This is a genomic window from Chryseobacterium caseinilyticum (assembly GCF_014837145.1).
Taxonomy (GTDB): Bacteria; Bacteroidota; Bacteroidia; order Flavobacteriales; family Weeksellaceae; genus Chryseobacterium; species Chryseobacterium caseinilyticum.
The window spans coordinates 249,597-267,101 of record NZ_JACYFS010000004.1; the positions used below are offsets into that span (position 1 = coordinate 249,597).

Below are 17,505 nucleotides of genomic sequence, written 5' to 3' on the forward strand. Positions count from 1 at the left end.
TGCAAAAATAGTAAAAAGTTAATTACCGCAATCAGAATTTATTTTTTGCTCTTTTTTTCTTTGTCTGATCCTTTTAAAAGTATATCTAAAACTTTATCAGTGTAGTCATATCTCTTCTGCAGGAAAATAACATTGTTGTCTGTTTTATCAAGAACCATGCCCAGTCCGTTTTTTTCAGACATTCTCTGGATTGCCGCCCAGATCTGATCCTGAAAAGGTGTCATCAAATTGGCTCTCAACTTACTTATTTCACCAGTAGAACCAAATCTTAAACTTGTAGTGGTCTTAATATTTTTTTCTAAATCTAAAACTTCCTTTTCACGAAGTCTCAGCTGATCACCAATCAATAAAACTTTTTCGTTTTCAAAAGCTGATCTTTTCTTTTCATATTCAGACTGCTGACTTTGCAGTTCGTTCTGCCAGGTATCAATCTGGGAATTTAATCTTGCTTCAGCTTCTTTGTATTGAGGAAGCATACCCAAGATATATTCAGTATCTACAACACCTATTTTCTGAGCATTCACAAATGAAAATGCAGAAAAAACGAAAAGAAAAATAAAAGCTTTTAAAGTTTTCATAATTATAAAGATTGGTTCATTAAGAAGTGTGTTTTCCAACCTGCAGGCTCTGTTCCTAATACTGTTCTGTCGAAACCGTATGCGAAGTCAAAACCAATTAAACCAAAGGCTCCCATGTACACTCTTACCCCTACACCAACTGATCTTTTCAGCTGAAAAGGGTTGTAGCCCTGCCAAGAGTTCCAAACGTTACCACCTTCAGCAAAAGTCAATGCATAGATTTTCGCTGTCTGGCTCATTGAGATTGGATATCTTAACTCTAACGTAAATCTGTTGTAAATAGTACCTCCACCTGTCGGCGTAATATCATCTAATGTTCCACCATAAGTAGAAGCATTTTCATAACCTCTCAATGGAATAAGCTCTCTACCATCGAATCTACCTCCGAAAAGACCGGTTCCACCTACATAGAATCTTTCAAACGGCGGCGCTCCCAATGCTTTGTCGTATCCATCCATAAAGCCCATTTCTGCAGAAGATCTCAAGACAAGTTTGCCAAGAACTTCGTTGTAAACATCAGCTTTGAATTTAATTTTATAAAACTCCATCCACTTATACTTTTCCACAGGCGACATTGAAGAGTAATTCCTGTCTCTGAAAAGTGAATATGGCGGTGTAAATTTTCCAGACAATTCAATATTTGAACCCGTTGTTGGGAAAATCGGATCTATACCTGCCGAGTTTCTGCTTAACCCAACATTTACGCTTAAGTTATTTGCATTACCGTATAATTCTGTAGATGTACCGAATTCAAAAGGATAATTGCTGAAATTATACTTCTGGAACTGAAGACCTGTGTACAGTGAGAAATAATCATCCGGCCATCTTAGAAGTCTGTTTAGACCTACTGATGCCGAGAAAATATTTAATCTCTGATCCGGACCGTTGTATTGGCTGTAATTTACTCGCGAGTTATTTAAGCTTACAGAAAGTGCTGTTGGTTTTGTCCCGAACAACCATGGCTCTGTAAATGAAATACCGTAATTCTGGAAATACTGACCAGCCTGAGCCTGAATAGACAATGTTTGTCCATCACCCTGAGGTACCGGTCTGAAGTCTTTAAATTTAAGAAAATTTCTCAGTGAGAAGTTATTAAATGTAAGACCTAAAGTACCGATGAAACTGTTACCACCGTAACCGGCCTGAAGCTGAACCTGTGATGATCCTTTTTCAACCAATTTCCAGTTTAAGTCAACAGTATTGTCCTGTTGGTTTGGGTTGATATCCTGACCGATCTGTTGAGGATCGAAAAATGACATCCCCGCCAAATCGAAATACGTTCTTTTAATTTCAGATTTTTTGAAAAGCTCACCCGGTTTAGTTCTTAGCGAACGAAGAATAACATGATCATGCGTGGTTACGTTTCCTTCCCAAGTCACACGGTTCCAGGTAGCCTGCTCACCTTCAGTGATACGGATTTCAAGATTTACAGAATCTCCATTCACCGATTTTTCTACCGGAGTAACGGTTGAGAAAAGGTAACCGTTGTTCATGTAATTCGACTTGATATCAGAATCATCTTCTTTACCACCGTCTTCACCAACTTTTTTGTTGAAACCTACTGCATCGTAGATATCACCTTTTTTGTACCCAAGAATTCTCTGAAGATATTCTGTAGGATACACTGTATTTCCGGTAAAAGTAATATCACCGATATAATATTTTTTACCTTCCGTAAGTTTTACGTTGATTTCGTAATTATTTTTTTTATTTCTCCAAACAGAATCTGAAACGATTTTTGCATCTCTGTATCCCAAAGAGTTGTAGTAATTCACAAGACTTTGTTTGTCTTCCTGATACTTTTCTTCGATGAATTTAGACGATTTCAGAATACCTCCGATACCGAATCTTTTTTGTTTGGTTTCTTTGAATGCTTTTTTTCTAAGTTTAGCATCGGTAACGTTTTCGTTCCCTTCAAACTCGATGTGACTGATCTTAATTCTCTTGCCTTTGTCGATATTGATCGTCCAGTCTACCATATTCGGGTCGTTGGCATTCACTTTATCCTGAATGCTAATGCTTGCGTCTGCAAAACCTTTCTTCACATAATCTTTAGGAATATTGGTTTTAAGACTTGAAACAAGGTTCTGGGTAATCTTCGTTCCCGGCTTCAGATTGTTGTCTTTTGCCAGTTTTTCGTTCTTGGATTTACCAATCCCTTTTCCTGTAAATTTAACTTCTCCAAGCTCTTTAAGATCCTGAAGATAAAATTTTAAAACTACAGTTTGTCCTTCAATGCTCTCTACATACACCTCCACTTCAGAAAAAGACTGTGTGTCCCAAAGCTTTTTGATCCCATTACTGATCTTTTGCCCCGGAATGTCTACAATCTCTCCTTTTGACAGACCTGTAAATCTCAGAATCTGAGCAGGTGTGTATTTTTTTACCCCATCCACAACAATATCTTTAAGAGTATAAGCTCCCTGCTGATTATCTGCCAGTATGCTTGTGTTTACAGCGGTACTGTCCTGTGGTGTTACTTGTCCATAAAAATGTGCAGAAGCCGCAAACATAATGATGGGTAATAATCTAAACTTCATTTTATCGTAGTCTTTCTTTTCTAAAAAATTTACTGGATTTTGATTTGTTCTCCCGTGAGACCATATCTTCTTTCTTTGTTTTGATAATTTACAATACACTGAAAGAATACATCTTTTGTAAAATCTGGCCAGAGAATATCGAGGAACTGTAGCTCTGCATAAGCGATTTGCCAAAGCAGGAAGTTGCTGATGCGCACTTCACCACTTGTTCTGATCAACAAATCTACAGGAGGGATATTTTTTGTATATAAGTAATTTTCGAATAGTTGCTCGTTGATATCTTCAACTTCAATTTTTCCTTCTTTTACGTCGTTACCGATTTTCTTTACGGCATTCAGAATTTCTTCCTGAGAGCCATAGCTGATTGCTAAAATCAGATTGCCTTTGGTATTATCTTTGGTAAGATCTATTACATGCATCAATTGATCTCTAACCAAAGAAGACAGCTTGTCTACATTACCAATAACGTGCAAACGCAGACCTTTGGTAAAAATCTCCTCAGCTTCCAAAAGCAGCGTTTCGGTAAGAAGATTCATCAGGGTACTGACTTCCTCTTCAGGACGGTTCCAGTTTTCTGATGAGAACGTGTACAGCGTGAGGTAAGGAATATGAACTTCATTACATGCGTTAATTGCATTTCTTACAGCATCGATGGCATTTTTATGGCCAAATGTTCTTTCTTCACCCCGGGATTTTGCCCATCTGCCGTTACCATCCATGATGATTGCAACGTGCTGTGGTAATTTTTCGGGGTCTATTTTATCTTTAATCAACGACATAATAATTAATCACAATAACAAGGAGGTCTTCCGAATGAGTAGGTAAGACCAAGGCTGAAGGTATTCAACCAATCTCTTGATTCACCGTCACCTACATTTCTGGTTCTGATGAATTCTGCTTCTCTTTCTTTGGAAACAATAAAATAATTCCCTGTCTCAAGCAATGATCCTCCTGTAGAAGGGCTCAAAATTTCTGCATTATAGCTTGAGTTCACATCTGTTCTGAGAACCTTACTGTGATCTAACTGATCTGTTACAGCAAGTCTGAAAGTTGCTTCTGCAAAAACTGCCCATCCGTGGTTGAATTTATATTTCAAACCAACACCAAACGGTACAATAGGTGCTATTTTTTTTCCTAAGGAATAATCTACGGTAGTTACAAAATCAAGCTCATCAATCGGCGCCTGAGCCACTCCGTTGGCATCTCTTCTGTAATCGTGTCTCACAGTGGCTTTAGGAGCATCAAACATAATCCCTCCGAAACCGGCAAAAACATATGGACTCAACATACTCATCTGCTCGTTGTTTACAGGGAAAAGGTTGTATTCAAAAAGCAAACTTGCTTCGTAGATATCATTCTTCCCAAAAGAATTACGGTTTCTTCTGTATTCTTCTTTTGCAGCCTTATCGCTGAACTGTACCTGGTTGTAACCAACGTCTAATCTTACAGTCTGATAAGGATTAAAATTAAATCTGTATAATAAACCACCATAAAAAGGAAATCCCCATTCAGAGGCTCTGTCTAAATCCAGAGGTTTTTGCAGGATATAATTTGTTTTGCCGATATCGCCAACAAGATTACTCATCCCCAATCGAATTCCCAATTCGTTTCTTTGAGCTTTCACTGATACCATTACGCTAAAAATGGCAAGGAAGCTAAACAATAATTTTTTATTCATAAAAGAATACGGATTTATGGTTATTTTAAAATTTAATTTTTGCAAATATAAAACATTTTTATATTAATGATAATCTTAATGATTAGTTAAAAATAAACAAAAAAACATAATTAATATGTAACTAAACGGCAAAATGTTAAAAATATTCTTTTTATGCTATTTTGCACACGTTTTTAGAAATTTTGAAGGCTCTTTATTTTTTTTATAAAATCATTAAAATATCAAAATTTTCGTGAACCTTTTTTTTCTGAAAAACTGAAAGAAGGTTCAATTTAAAAAAATAAAACCCTCAAAAAAGAGGGTCTTACTCTATTTTTTGTTGAAAAAATCACGCAGTTTATTTCTTACCCTGATTAACAGTGGCTCTTTGTAGTTTTTGTCTTCATCAAAATAGCCGTAACCATAGCCATAACCGTAGCCGTAACCATAGCCATAACCCTGCTTGGTATTGTAATCGTTGTAGACAATTCCCAAATGCTTGATCTCGTTATCGTGGTATTTTTCTGTAATCATTTTGAGCATATATTTCTCTGTATACTCATGTCTCACTACATAAAGATTGGCATCAGAATGCTTCATCAGTTCAAATGAATCAGCTACCAAACCTACAGGAGGAGAATCAATAACAATGAAATCATACATGGTGCGAAGTTCCTCAATAAACTGGATGTTTTTTTCGCTCATCAAAAGTTCAGAAGGATTCGGAGGTATAGGTCCGGAAGTTGCGACATCCAGATTCGGAATTCTTGTTTTGTTGATGATTTTTTCAATTCCCACTTCACCAGTCAGGTAATTTGAGATACCAAATTTATTATCAATATTAAAATCATTGAAAATTTTCGGCTTTCTAAGATCCATTCCTAACAAGATCGTTTTTTTGTCACTCAGTCCCAATACTGAAGAAAGGTTAATTGATACATAAGTCTTACCTTCTCCACCAACAGATGATGTTATAAGAATAACTTTGCTTTTGTCATTTTCGCCAGAGAGGAATCGCATATTCGCTCTGATTCCCCTAAAAGATTCTGACACTGAAGATTTTGGTTGCTCCAGAACAGTAAGCATCGTATCTCCGTTGCCATTGTTCCCAATAACACCCAAAAGTGGAATTTTGGTAACACTCAGAAGCTCTTTTATATTTCTGATCTTCGTATCTAAAAATGCTCCGACACCAATGAAAAATAATGGCAGTAACAACAGCCCTCCCATAATCATCGATTTGGTTCCTTTTACGTTTGGTCCGATTGGTCCTTGTCCAAGATTTTTTGCAGGGTCAATTACTGAAATATCCGATTTATTGGTGGCAAGTCTCAGCTGGCTTTCATTCTGTCTTGACAGAATACTGTTGTACGTAGCTTCAATCATATTGTATCCACGTTCAGCATCCAAATATCTTCTCTGCTTTTCTGGGTAAGTGTCTAGATCCATATTGGCAGTGCCGATCTGCTGGTCAATTTTTGATATCTCAGAGGTGTAAACTGTATGATAATTTCTCAGAGCACCGTTAGAATTTACTCTGGCCTCACTGATGAGTCTGTTGATCTCCTTCATAGGCTCTGAGTTGGGAGTATAAATTGCCGACATCTCCCTTCTTTTAGCATACAAAGCTTTCATTTCTGCCACAGATGCCTGGAAGAGACCATCTTCAAAACCTGCAGCGGAAGTACTGATCATTTTCTCAAAATTCTGTCCGTCAACACTGTTTCTAATGGTGTTGAGTGAGCTGAGTTTGCTTAAAAGATCGGCTTTTTTGGTTTCAAGTTCTTTTATTCTTTCTAAAGATTTTTCATCTCTGTTTTTGATATCATACAATTTTTCTGAAGTTTTCAGGTAGTTCATTACCTGAGCACTAGAATCTAACTTTTTTCTGATGGATTTTAGATTGTCTTCAAGATATTCTTTTGTATTTTCATCAAGAATATTTTTATCTGCAAATCGTTTCTTCTGAAGTTCAGCAACAGATTTATTCAGGAAATTAACGGTACTGTTCAGATTATATCCTGTTTTGGTAATAATCATAATGGTATTGATTTCCTTGTCAAAATCCACAGCCATGGTACCGATAATGCCGTTCACAGCATCATTTACGGTGGAAAGTTCTACAATTATATTATCAAGTTTTATCGACAGCGTTTTTGGGTTAGGCACCAATCTGAATCTGAGATTTGGTGTTGTATACCATTCATTTATTTTTACTGTTTTATTATCTGGTCTTGTGTATCCATCTACGTAATGATAGCCTTCATATTCATAATTATAAAGATTTGTAGATTCTCCTTCTTCAGGAAGCTGAACTTCGTAAGCTCCGTTACTTTTAGGAATAATTGTAATGGGATAATTTACCTGTTGAAGATGTTTTCTGTCTATTTCCACAAATACCGGCGAATCTTCCTTATCGAGGTAAGTCGCTTTAATAACACCTTTGGTTTTATAATTTACAAACAGTCCCAGCTCTTTCACCAAAAACTCATTGTGAGTACGTGAAAGTAACATTTTCTTTAAATAAATTCCATCCTGATTTCCGCCCTGTCCCCAAATGAAGTTGATGGATTGATTGGGCGTAAAATAACTTGCTGTATTATTTGAAACACTTAAAGAAAGATTTGATGCAAAAATATTCTGCGCATAGTATTTCCCGTAAACATAGGCAATTCCATAACCCATCATCAGCATCAGCACAAACCAATACCAGTTTCTGATTACTCTTCTTATGAAATGCTCAATATCAAAAATCGCAAATGAACCAGTCTTTTCTTTAGGCTGAATCTTATCTGTCTTATTTTCTCTTTCCGGAATCATACTATAGATTTTTGATAAGTAAATAAACTGATAAAGCCGTAGTAAACACAGAAACCCCGCTTATGATTGTCTGTACAGGATCTTTCCCGAATCCGTTAAGACTTCTTCCTCTTGTAGTTAGGAAAATTTCATCACCATTCTGTACATAATAATAAGGCGAATTCATTACATCTTCCCTTGTAAGATCTATTTTTGCTCTTTTAATTCCTTCAGGATACTTTCTGTGAATAACAATATTTTTTCTGTCGATTGTTCTGTTCAAACCTCCGTTGATTGAGATTGCTTCCGATAAAGTAAGTGTATTTTTCATTACGACTTTTTCACCTGTCATTCCGGTAGTTTCCACATCACCTAAAACGTAATAAGTAATTCCGGCAGTATTCAGACGAACCTCAGATTTGCCTTCCTGGAAATTTTCGTTCACTTTCTCCTGAATATCTTTAGAAATATCCTCCACAGTTCTACCTTCTGCTTTCACAAAACCAATTCCGAAAATATTTATATCTCCGTTGGAATCAACTTTCAGTCCGGTGAAATAAATCATAGCGTTTCCACCAGTACCGGAACCTCCGGCCACAGTGATATTGTTTACTGTAGAACCCGGTGCATACATTGTGCTGTAAAACTGAGCAGCATCACCTTTCGGTGTAGTTACAATATCCAGTTTTAAAATATCATTTTTAGTAACTCTGTATACAGGAATATTATATGGAATAAGCCCTTCTTCATTGATTACCAGACTTTCGCTGGGCTGCATATATTTTACATCTTTCGGTGCAATACAAGATGACAAAAAGAATGGCAACAATATTAACAGGTAATAATTCAAATTTTTCATTACTGAATAAAAATTAATTTGCAAAAATAGAAATTTAAAGTTAAGGTTGTGTTTTTAGTTTTTGAACCTTTGTGACGATGTCCGGAAGGTAAGCGCCCAAAAACCCAAGAGACAAAACAACAATCAGCAGAAGATTCACATCAATATGTCTCAGAAAGTACGCGACAATAATGATCATAAGATAATAACACATGATATAAAAGCTCGATCTTCGGTGAGTAAGATTCATCCTGATCAGTTTATGATGAATATGATTCTTATCTGCCTCAAACGGTGATTTTTTATTGATACATCTGATGATGATGACATTAAGCGTATCTACAATAGGTAATATCAAAATCGCTACAGCAATTGCCGGCGCAGATTTCAAATGATAGCGGGGCATATTGGGGATTTCCTTGTCTATAAAGATATCAATAAAACAAACCGCTGTAAACGCCAGTAAAAATCCTAAAAGCATTGAACCCGTATCGCCCATAAATATCTTGGTAGAGCGGTAATGCGAGAGATTATAATACAAAAACGCCAAAACAGACCCTATAATACATACCGACAGAATTACCAACGGATAATTATATTCCCCTAAACGGTAATAACTGATCCCGAAAAGTGCACTGCACAGCAGAGAATACCCTCCCGCCAAACCATCTATTCCGTCAATTAAATTGAAAGCATTGATTAAAATAATAAAGGTGACAACTGTAAAAATAACGCTGATAAAATAATTAAGCTCGTAAACGCCAAAAATCCCAAACAGACTTCTGATACGTACATCTGAGCCCATCACCAATACAACGGAGACCAAAATCTGAGCAATCAGTTTTTTGTAAGCTCTCATCACCATAATATCATCCATCACACCAACGTAAAGAAGAATGATCAACGATGCAAAAAGAAATTTGTAGAGATCAAAAATTTCGTGGGCAAAAATAGAAGCACAAATTCCTATTGAATAGAAAATAGCAATTCCGCCAAGATTGGGTATTTTTCTCAAATGTGAGCTTCTTTGTCCTGGCTCATCCATGAGATTTTTTCTGCGTGAAATTTTAATGATTGTAGGAACCGAAAAATAGGTAATGACAAATGAAAACACTAATGCCAAGCCTACTTTCAGATAAAAAAAGGGAAGTCCTGTTTGCAATAAGAATAATTCAAAATTCCTCATTCCGGTTGTGTACAGCTTTCAGATCAGCAGAAAATTTTTACATTATTTTTTTTAAAACTCCGTAAAAACCGCTAAAATAAAGCAGATAATAAATTTTTTTTTTCAACGGCAAAGATAACAGATAATTTCTATCAAAACGATTGTAAATCAATATATCTTTAAATTTAACATTCCTTTCCTGCATGAAAATACTGAGTTTATTACTCATATTTTTAAATGCATAATCGTCTTTCACAAAGGCGAGATAGGCTAAAAAAGTGTAAACGCCTTCAAGAATCTGAAAGTTTTTAAGCTCACTTCTCTTAGATGAATATTTAGATAATTGAAAAGCATCTTCAACATCCAGCACGGCATGTAGAATATCGAGCCCTTTTTCGGTATGTGTTTTTGAAATGGAATTGCTGCGTTCCAGATAATGATAATGATAATTCTGAGTCTGTGCCAGCGTTTTACATTGCAGTAAAAGTTGCGGGATAAGCTGAATATCTTCGAAATGAACTCCTTTTTTAAATCTTTTATTCTGAAAAAGTTCTTTTTTAAACAATTTATTACAAGCAAAATAACTCAGATCTGAAAAGACTGAAAAGTTGCTTTCCAGATCAATTTTTTCAGGCATATTCGGAATTTGAGTCAGTTTTTGGGTAATATTTCCGAATTCATCCACTTTCTGAATATTACAGATCACCATTTCTGCATCATGTTTTTCAGCAAGATTCAACATTTCCTCAAACATGGTTTCAGAAACATAGTCATCACTGTCTACGAAACCGATATAATCTCCGGAAGCACGGTCGATTCCAAAGTTTCTGGCATCGCTTAATCCTCCGTTTTCTTTAGTAAAAGCTTTTATTTTTGAAGGGAATTCAACAGAAAAGCGATCAATAATCAGCTGTGAACCATCGGTGCTTCCGTCGTTGACTACGACAATTTCAATATCCTGCAAAGTTTGGTTCACCAAAGACGTGAGGCATTTTTCCAGATATAATTCCACATTATAAACCGGAACAATTACCGAAACTCTGTTTGTTTTTGAATGATTTGTCATTATTAAATTTCTCTACCGATATTTCGCAGCTACGCAGCTTAAATGTTCAATTATAATGTCAATTGTTCTACCGACATCCCGCGACTTCGTCGCTTCGCATTAAGCTTTAAACTCTTGTAAACCTCGCATTCAACCAGCCTTTCTTAGCATCATCAAAATCTTTTCTCGAGCAGGGAATACAGTTTTCAATATTTTCATCATCACCAAAATACCATAAACTGCTGAAAGTATCGCGTTTAAACGCATACTGTCTGTCGTTGATCAAAACATAGAAAAGTTCGTACTGTCTTTCTTTAGGATGAGATTTCTGGATGTTGATTCCTTCAATTAAATACCAGATCATTTGCGCTAAAAGCTGATGGTTTAAATGATTTTCAGTATAAATATTATAGTTGAAAATGCCGACAGATTTTAAATTTTCGCTTAAGCCAATTTCTTTCATGTAGGCACAGATTTCTCTTCTGTTTAAACCGTTGACCTGTGGATTAACAGAGAATGCATCACTGAAACTTTCCACCGCATCACAATTAACCGTTACCAAATCTGCTTTTCTGAAAAAAGGTTCAGTTTTCTCAGTAGAATTCATCATTTCTGCCAAACGGACGATATCAAACTCCACTTCTTTAATAAGTTTTACAGAATCATTTTCATTGAGATGCTTCTGATATCCCAGATGATGGTAATTTTTAATCGAGAAGTTTTTAGATCCGAAAATTTTGCCTAAAAATGTATGTTCGTTAATCTCCTCAGCCTGCTTTAAGGAAATTATATTGCTGATCTGAGTATAATTAATATTCTGCTGATGAAAATTCAATCCTGAAAATAAGGAAAAAGCAAAGTCATTTGAACCACCAATAATCACCGGAATTGCTCTTTTCTGATGACAAGCTGATAAAACTTCCTGCAGAATATAATGAGAATCTTCCACAGATTTTCCCGAAACCAAATCACCCAAATCCACAACCGGAATATCAAAATCAAGTTGAGAAAGTTGGTAAAATTCCTTTCTGACAGCCGTAAAATCCTGCACTTCTGCTTCACCGCCCGCACCACGATAATCTGAAACAAAAAGCAAAACAATACTGTCTTCTTTTATTTCTTTGGTAATTCTGCTTCCAATCTGCCAGTTTTCTGTTCTGAAATTGCGTGGCGAAATGATAAAATCTTCAAAATTCATGCTTCAAGCTCCTTTAATAGCCTCAAAAATATTAAAATAAAATGATTTTTACGATTAAAAAACCATCAACAAAACTTCGTTGATGGTTCTACAGTAATAAATATTAAGAATTAAGTATGATAAAAATTAATGTTTCAATATCTCAAAAACAAAAGTGGTAGATGTTTCAAATTTCCCGCCTTGAGTAGCACCGAAAAGAAATTGTGGCCTTTCACCTTTTTTATCCATCAAAATCATCGGCCTTTCCAGTCTTCCGAATCTTTTGAGATGTTTCGGTGGTTCGGGTTCGGCAACGTACTTTTTTAAATCCAAATAAGCAATTTCAGGTTTTGTCCATTTAATACCATCTTTTGTGGTCAAATGCAAACCATATTCATGATTATAAAATCCCATATCTCTCGCCACCATGTGGAATTTGCCTTTCTGTTTCCATATAAAAGCATCTTCCAGCTGTGCATTATTGGGCATCGCAGAAAAATCAATCACCGGATTTTCTAAGACTTTCACATAAGGACCTTCAGGCTTTAGGGCTTTAGCCAAGCCATATTTCCGGTTTCCGCGGACGGTTCCTTTTTGGGTTTCATATTCTTTGGTGTTCCAGGATTTGTAAAACAGCCAGTATTTTCCGTCGCCTCCTTCTACAAAAGCCGGATTGGTAGTGCAATGATCATCCCATTCGCCTTCTTTTCCTGGTAAAAGCAATGGCTGGTCAGGTCTTGTCCATTCTCCGTCAAGACTTTTTGAGGTTGCCAAGCCTATTCTTTTCGTATTTGTTTTCCCGTTGGAATTCCCCATGAAAAACAAATAATACCGGTCATCGACTTTTTTAATTAGAGGATTATGACAGGTGGTCGCATCCCAGAAACCCTTCCCTCTCGGACTTAAAATCACTTCCTTATGTTCAAACTTTTCAAATGGAGAACTGGCTTCTGCCCTGCAGATTTCTGAACCGTTGAGCCAGCCGCCCATGCCTTTTTCTTTCTTCCATCGGGAGTAAAAAAGATGTACTTTTCCATCTTCACCCCAGATCGGAGACGAGCACCAAATGTAATAACCCTCGAGCTCGAGTGATCTGCCAATGGGTTTTAAATTAAAATAAGGTTTATCTTCAGAACGAAGCAAATCTGTAAATGACGAACCAAAAAACACAGCAGCCACACCTAAGCATGAAAGCTGTATAAATTCTTTACGTGAAAAGTTTTTCGGATCTTTCATATCATCAAATCTCTGCATTGCCAAATTACTCTGATTGGTTTGTCGGAGCATCCTGCACTTTAGGGGTGTTTGACATGATTAATTTTGAATAGTTTTGTTTAAGTTTAATATTTATAAATTAGTAATATGAAAACTGTAACAAAATCAATTGCTATAAGTCTTGTTTCTCTATTTACTTTAGCATTTTTTTTAATTGTCGGATTAGTTTTTTATGAAAGAAACTATTCAGCAAAATTTAAGAATACCTCTTTAAATATTACTCAAGATATATTTATAAAAACTTGGGGCAGACCCGATAAAATCAAGTATTGTAAAGATTGTAACGACAATCTGGTTTTATTTTATTACACACCGCTTACCTACTACGCCTTTAACTTTGATAAAAAAACGAAATTGCTAATCAATAAATATCAGGATTAAATACAGTTCATTCAACTTTTAAAGACTTACCTTCTCATCTGCGTCAAAGAATAAAAAAACCGCTCCACAGAATACATAGAAAGCTGACCGGCAGGACCATTCAGATTATATTCAAAACCATGCGTTCCCCAAGGAATTGTGAGCAAATAATTTTTTACATGATGTTTATCCAATTCTTTTTTCAGCATTTCACTTTGAATATGCCAAACGTGCGCATCTAGACAGCCGTGAGCAAGCAAAGTAGGCGTTGTATTGGCATTGACATGAAAAATTGGTGATTCGGCAATATATTTTTCAGGGACTTCTTCGGGTGTTCCTCCTAAAAAATCTCTCTGCACTTCTCTGGAATCCATGATCAAAGGATTATCCGGATTTTTATAGCTCCACGGCATATCGATGGCTCCATAAAATGCAGCAACCCCTTTTACGCCACTTTCATTTCCTGTGTAAGCCATCGTCAGAACAATGGATGCGCCTGCAGATCTTCCCATCAGAACAATGTTGGAGGTGTCAATTTTCAGTTCTTCAGCGTGTTGGCGAATCCATTTAAAAGCAGAATGCAAATCTTCCTGCTGAGCCGGACTTGGGAATTTCGGAGCCAACCGGTAATTAATCGTTGCTACCTGATAACCTGCATTGGCAAAATAATTATTGGCAGCTGCGATCTCACTGTTGTCTCCACGCTTCCACGAGCCGCCATGAACGACAATTAAACACGGTCGCACACCAGAAATTGCGGAAGGCGTGAAATTTAAAGTCAGATCAACACCATCGGTCTTTGCATAATGATAGGTTTTAAAAGGAATATCTTTCGCCCCGTTTCCTGTAAACATTTGTAAAAAGCTGTAGGGTTTTTTTTGATGAAAACCTTTCATATCTGCATCTTTTACACCAAATGATTGTTCAATATCTTCACTTAGATGACTTCCAACATTATAAGCCCGCACAATTGGCGAACTGAGTATCAAAAAAGTAATTCCGCCTAAAATAAGCGACAGTTTTCTGAATCTTTTGGAATACCAGCTCCAAACCAGCAATGCCAATGCAGCCATCATAAAAACCCATGGAAATTCGGGCACGGCAATACCGACATACCAAGTACTTTGGCTTGGTACCGGAAAAAAATTCACTAAAGAAAGGATGAATAGAATGATAATAAGGATGAGACGGATCATAGTTATGGTTTGGAATTACATACGATTTAAGTGGAAGAGCAGTTTTATACTGAATGGTAAAAGATTTAATAAAAATCTAAAAAACATCAATTTAAATAAAATTACATCAAAATGGGTAGGAGCAGGTAATGTTGATTATTAATAGAAGATTCTACATTATTGTCAACTTCCTAATCTCTCCGCTGGTGCGCACAAGATGCAAGTAACAAAAAAGCACAGACCAAAAATCTGTGCTTTTTCTTATGCCCAACCTTGTCAAGGTTATGAATCTTGACAAGGTTTAAATTTTAGTTACTTCTTCGCTGCCGGCTTCTTCACCGCAGGTTTCTTAGCAGCAGTCGTTGCCTTTTTCGCAGGAGCTTTCTTCGCTGCAGGTTTTTTCTTTTCTGCGAAAGCTTTAGGATCCTGAGCGGTAATCCATTTTTTAACCTCATCGATGGAGATTTCTTTCAGGTCGTCTGCCTCGTATTTGGTGTCGTCTTTTTTCTTTGGAATTTTGTAGATATTTTTTCCGTGTTTTACAATCGGGCCCCATCTCGCATTTTCAATGGAGATCTTTTCTGCTTCCCAATGCTGGATATAACGGTTGGCTTCTTTTTCCAACTTTGCTTCCACCAATTCGTTGATGTCGCTTTGAGAAAGATTTTCGAAATTATATCTCTTCGGAACATTGATGAAAATACTTTGGTATTTGATGAAAGGACCAAACCTTCCCGTTCCTTTTGTGATCGGCTCGCCTTTATAAGATGCAATCGGCGCATCTGCAAGTTTCTTTTCAGCAATAATCTCTTCTGCACGGGTCTGATCAATCGACAGCGGATCTTCTCCTTTCGGAATGCTGATGTACGTTTCGCCCCACTTCACATATGGTCCGAATCTTCCGACACCAATTGTAACGGTTTGTCCTTCGAATTCATTAAGATCGAAAGGAAGTTTAAACAGTTCCAATGCATCTTCCAGAGTGATGGTAGCGATGTTTTGTCCTGACAGAAGTGATGCAAAAACCGGTTTTTCTTCATCGTCCTGCTCCCCGATCTGAATCATAGGGCCGAATCTTCCGATTCTTGTCGTTACATTCTTGCCAGTTTTTGGATCTACACCCAAGAGACGTTCTCCGTTGGCACGGTCTGCATTTTCTTCAACATCTTCAATCCTCGGATGGAATTTTGAGTAGAAATCAGTCATCATTTCTTTCCATTTCTGACCGCCATGTGCGATTTCGTCGAAACTTTCTTCTACTCTTGCGGTAAATCCGAAGTCTAGAATTTCGCTGAAATTATCAGTAAGGAAGTCGTTTACCACTTCACCGATGTCTGTAGGAACGAATTTATTTTTGTCGCCCCCGAATTTTTCGTCGAGAACTTCTTTTTTGATTTTGTCTTTTACCAGAGACATTTTCACGATCTCACGGGTCTGAGGTTCGATCTCTCTTTTGTCAACATATTCACGGTTCTGAATCGTCTGAATCGTTGGTGCATAAGTAGACGGACGGCCGATTCCCAGTTCTTCAAGCTTTCTTACCAAACCGGCTTCAGTGTATCTCGCACTCGGTCTTGTGAATTTTTCTGTTGCGGTAATTTTTTTATAGTCTAAAACTTCGCCTACAGTAACTTTAGGCAATAGTTTTTCGTTGTTTTCTTCGTCGTCATCTTCTGTTTTTACGATACCGTAAGCTCTCAGGAAACCATCAAATATGATCACTTCTCCCTGTGCTTCGAAATGCTGGGGAAGTTTTGCGTTACCAATTTCGATCACGGTTTTCTCAATTTTAGCATTAGCCATTTGAGAAGCCAGTGTTCTTCTGTAAATTAACTGATATAATTTATTCAGCTGAACGTCACCAATCGTTTTTACAGAGAAATCTGTCGGGCGGATAGCTTCGTGAGCTTCCTGTGCAGAAGATGATTTGGTGGTATAGTTTCTTGGCGAAGAATATTCTTTGCCGTATTCTGATAAAATCTGAGTTTTTGCACCTTCAATGGCTTCCTGAGAAAGGTTGACAGAGTCTGTTCTCATGTAGGTAATATGACCTTCTTCATACAGTCTTTGCGCAAGACGCATGGTGTTGGTAACATTGTATCCCAATCTTGAAGATGCTTCCTGCTGAAGTGTTGAAGTGGTAAATGGCGCAGATGCAGAGCGGCTTCCAGGTTTTGTTTCAACGTTCAGAACTTTAAATTCAACTGTTTTTGCGAGTTCTAAAAACTTTTCTGCCTCTTCTTCTCTGTCGAAATCTTTTTTAAGCTTTGCAGCGATTTCCTGAGAGGTTTTATTTAAAAAGATTCCATCCAGTTTAAAGCTTGCTTTCGGAGTGAATGCGCGGATTTCTTTTTCTCTTTCCACTACCAGACGTACGGCTACCGATTGCACTCTTCCGGCAGACAATCCCGGTTTTACTTTTTTCCAAAGTACGGGAGACATTTCAAAACCAACGATTCTGTCGAGAACTCTTCTGGCCTGCTGAGCATTCACAAGATTCTGATTAATATCTCTCGGATTTTCGATTGCTTTAAGGATCGCATTTTTTGTAATCTCGTGGAAAACAATTCTCTTTCTGTTGTCTGGTTTCAGTTTTAATTCTTCAGCCAAATGCCATGCGATAGCTTCTCCTTCACGGTCTTCATCGGAAGCGAGCCAGACCATATCGGCTTTCTTCACAGCAGACTTCAGTTCTGTCACCAATTTCTTTTTGTCGGCAGAAACTTCGTAATCCGGACTGAATGTGGCCAAGTCTATTCCCATCCCTTTTTTAGGCAGATCACGGATATGTCCGAAGCTGGACTTCACCTCATAATCGCTACCTAAATATTTTTGAATAGTTTTTGCTTTAGCCGGAGACTCGACGATTACTAAATTTTTCGACATTCCTGAAATT

At 37.0% G+C, this 17,505-nt stretch carries 13 protein-coding genes; 1 reads left to right on the forward strand and 12 read right to left on the reverse strand.

Going from position 1 to position 17,505, the window contains the following annotated elements; genetic code table 11:
• Positions 1-38 precede the first annotated feature (38 nt).
• The 10 genes from IC610_RS14095 to IC610_RS14140 all read right to left on the reverse strand — a co-directional run bounded on the left by IC610_RS14095 (position 39) and on the right by IC610_RS14140 (position 13,086).
• On the reverse strand, positions 39-578 hold the full coding sequence (locus tag IC610_RS14095) for an OmpH family outer membrane protein (protein ID WP_191737422.1): 540 nt from the start codon (positions 576-578) through the stop codon (positions 39-41).
• A gap of 2 nt (positions 579-580) precedes the next feature.
• Positions 581-3,118, reverse strand: coding sequence for a BamA/OMP85 family outer membrane protein (locus IC610_RS14100; protein WP_191737423.1), 2,538 nt, complete (start codon positions 3,116-3,118; stop codon positions 581-583).
• Between the two features lie 29 nt (positions 3,119-3,147).
• Positions 3,148-3,897 (reverse strand): polyprenyl diphosphate synthase, encoded by a 750-nt coding sequence (gene uppS / locus IC610_RS14105; RefSeq protein ID WP_191737424.1) that lies wholly within the window; start codon positions 3,895-3,897, stop codon positions 3,148-3,150.
• A 5-nt stretch (positions 3,898-3,902) separates the two neighbouring features.
• Positions 3,903-4,796, reverse strand: coding sequence for a DUF6089 family protein (locus IC610_RS14110; RefSeq protein WP_191737425.1), 894 nt, complete (start codon positions 4,794-4,796; stop codon positions 3,903-3,905).
• Between the two features lie 309 nt (positions 4,797-5,105).
• Entirely contained in the window at positions 5,106-7,595 is a 2,490-nt protein-coding gene (locus IC610_RS14115) for an exopolysaccharide transport family protein (protein WP_191737426.1), read from the reverse strand.
• 1 nt (position 7,596) lies between these two features.
• Positions 7,597-8,433: a polysaccharide biosynthesis/export family protein gene (locus tag IC610_RS14120; RefSeq protein ID WP_191737427.1), complete on the reverse strand. Its 837-nt coding sequence runs from the start codon at positions 8,431-8,433 to the stop codon at positions 7,597-7,599.
• A 40-nt stretch (positions 8,434-8,473) separates the two neighbouring features.
• Positions 8,474-9,598, reverse strand: a complete 1,125-nt coding sequence (locus IC610_RS14125) for a glycosyltransferase family 4 protein (RefSeq protein ID WP_056075916.1) — start codon at positions 9,596-9,598, stop codon at positions 8,474-8,476.
• A 37-nt stretch (positions 9,599-9,635) separates the two neighbouring features.
• A complete protein-coding gene (locus tag IC610_RS14130) occupies positions 9,636-10,643 on the reverse strand; it encodes a glycosyltransferase (protein WP_191737428.1) in 1,008 nt (335 codons plus the stop codon).
• A 106-nt stretch (positions 10,644-10,749) separates the two neighbouring features.
• Positions 10,750-11,820 carry a formimidoylglutamase gene (locus IC610_RS14135; protein ID WP_191737429.1) on the reverse strand — a complete coding sequence of 357 codons (1,071 nt, stop codon included), beginning with the start codon at positions 11,818-11,820 and terminating at the stop codon, positions 10,750-10,752.
• Positions 11,821-11,946: 126 nt separating this feature from the next.
• A complete protein-coding gene (locus IC610_RS14140) occupies positions 11,947-13,086 on the reverse strand; it encodes a glycoside hydrolase family protein (protein WP_228462932.1) in 1,140 nt (379 codons plus the stop codon).
• 75 nt (positions 13,087-13,161) lie between these two features.
• Here IC610_RS14140 and IC610_RS14145 point away from each other — a divergent pair, with 75 nt between their 5' ends.
• Entirely contained in the window at positions 13,162-13,455 is a 294-nt protein-coding gene (locus IC610_RS14145; RefSeq protein ID WP_056075906.1) for a hypothetical protein, read from the forward strand.
• 26 nt (positions 13,456-13,481) lie between these two features.
• Here the strand turns inward: IC610_RS14145 and IC610_RS14150 are convergent, their stop codons facing one another.
• Both IC610_RS14150 and topA read right to left on the reverse strand, forming a co-directional pair.
• Entirely contained in the window at positions 13,482-14,630 is a 1,149-nt protein-coding gene (locus IC610_RS14150; protein ID WP_191737430.1) for an alpha/beta hydrolase, read from the reverse strand.
• A 291-nt stretch (positions 14,631-14,921) separates the two neighbouring features.
• Positions 14,922-17,495 (reverse strand): type I DNA topoisomerase, encoded by a 2,574-nt coding sequence (topA, locus tag IC610_RS14155; protein WP_191737431.1) that lies wholly within the window; start codon positions 17,493-17,495, stop codon positions 14,922-14,924.
• Positions 17,496-17,505 lie beyond the last annotated feature (10 nt).

Bases quoted from the DNA above. Each gene is read 5' to 3' on its own strand.
- IC610_RS14120 (WP_191737427.1), bottom strand. From the start codon at position 8,433: ATGAAAAATTTGAATTATTACCTGTTAATATTGTTGCCATTCTTTTTG.
- IC610_RS14135 (WP_191737429.1), bottom strand. From the start codon at position 11,820: ATGAATTTTGAAGATTTTATCATTTCGCCACGCAATTTCAGAACAGAA.
- IC610_RS14130 (WP_191737428.1), bottom strand. From the start codon at position 10,643: ATGACAAATCATTCAAAAACAAACAGAGTTTCGGTAATTGTTCCGGTT.
- IC610_RS14125 (WP_056075916.1), bottom strand. From the start codon at position 9,598: ATGAGGAATTTTGAATTATTCTTATTGCAAACAGGACTTCCCTTTTTT.
- IC610_RS14110 (WP_191737425.1), bottom strand. From the start codon at position 4,796: ATGAATAAAAAATTATTGTTTAGCTTCCTTGCCATTTTTAGCGTAATG.
- IC610_RS14100 (WP_191737423.1), bottom strand. From the start codon at position 3,118: ATGAAGTTTAGATTATTACCCATCATTATGTTTGCGGCTTCTGCACAT.
- uppS (WP_191737424.1), bottom strand. From the start codon at position 3,897: ATGTCGTTGATTAAAGATAAAATAGACCCCGAAAAATTACCACAGCAC.
- IC610_RS14140 (WP_228462932.1), bottom strand. From the start codon at position 13,086: ATGCTCCGACAAACCAATCAGAGTAATTTGGCAATGCAGAGATTTGAT.
- IC610_RS14115 (WP_191737426.1), bottom strand. From the start codon at position 7,595: ATGATTCCGGAAAGAGAAAATAAGACAGATAAGATTCAGCCTAAAGAA.
- IC610_RS14150 (WP_191737430.1), bottom strand. From the start codon at position 14,630: ATGATCCGTCTCATCCTTATTATCATTCTATTCATCCTTTCTTTAGTG.
- IC610_RS14145 (WP_056075906.1), top strand. From the start codon at position 13,162: ATGAAAACTGTAACAAAATCAATTGCTATAAGTCTTGTTTCTCTATTT.
- IC610_RS14095 (WP_191737422.1), bottom strand. From the start codon at position 578: ATGAAAACTTTAAAAGCTTTTATTTTTCTTTTCGTTTTTTCTGCATTT.
- topA (WP_191737431.1), bottom strand. From the start codon at position 17,495: ATGTCGAAAAATTTAGTAATCGTCGAGTCTCCGGCTAAAGCAAAAACT.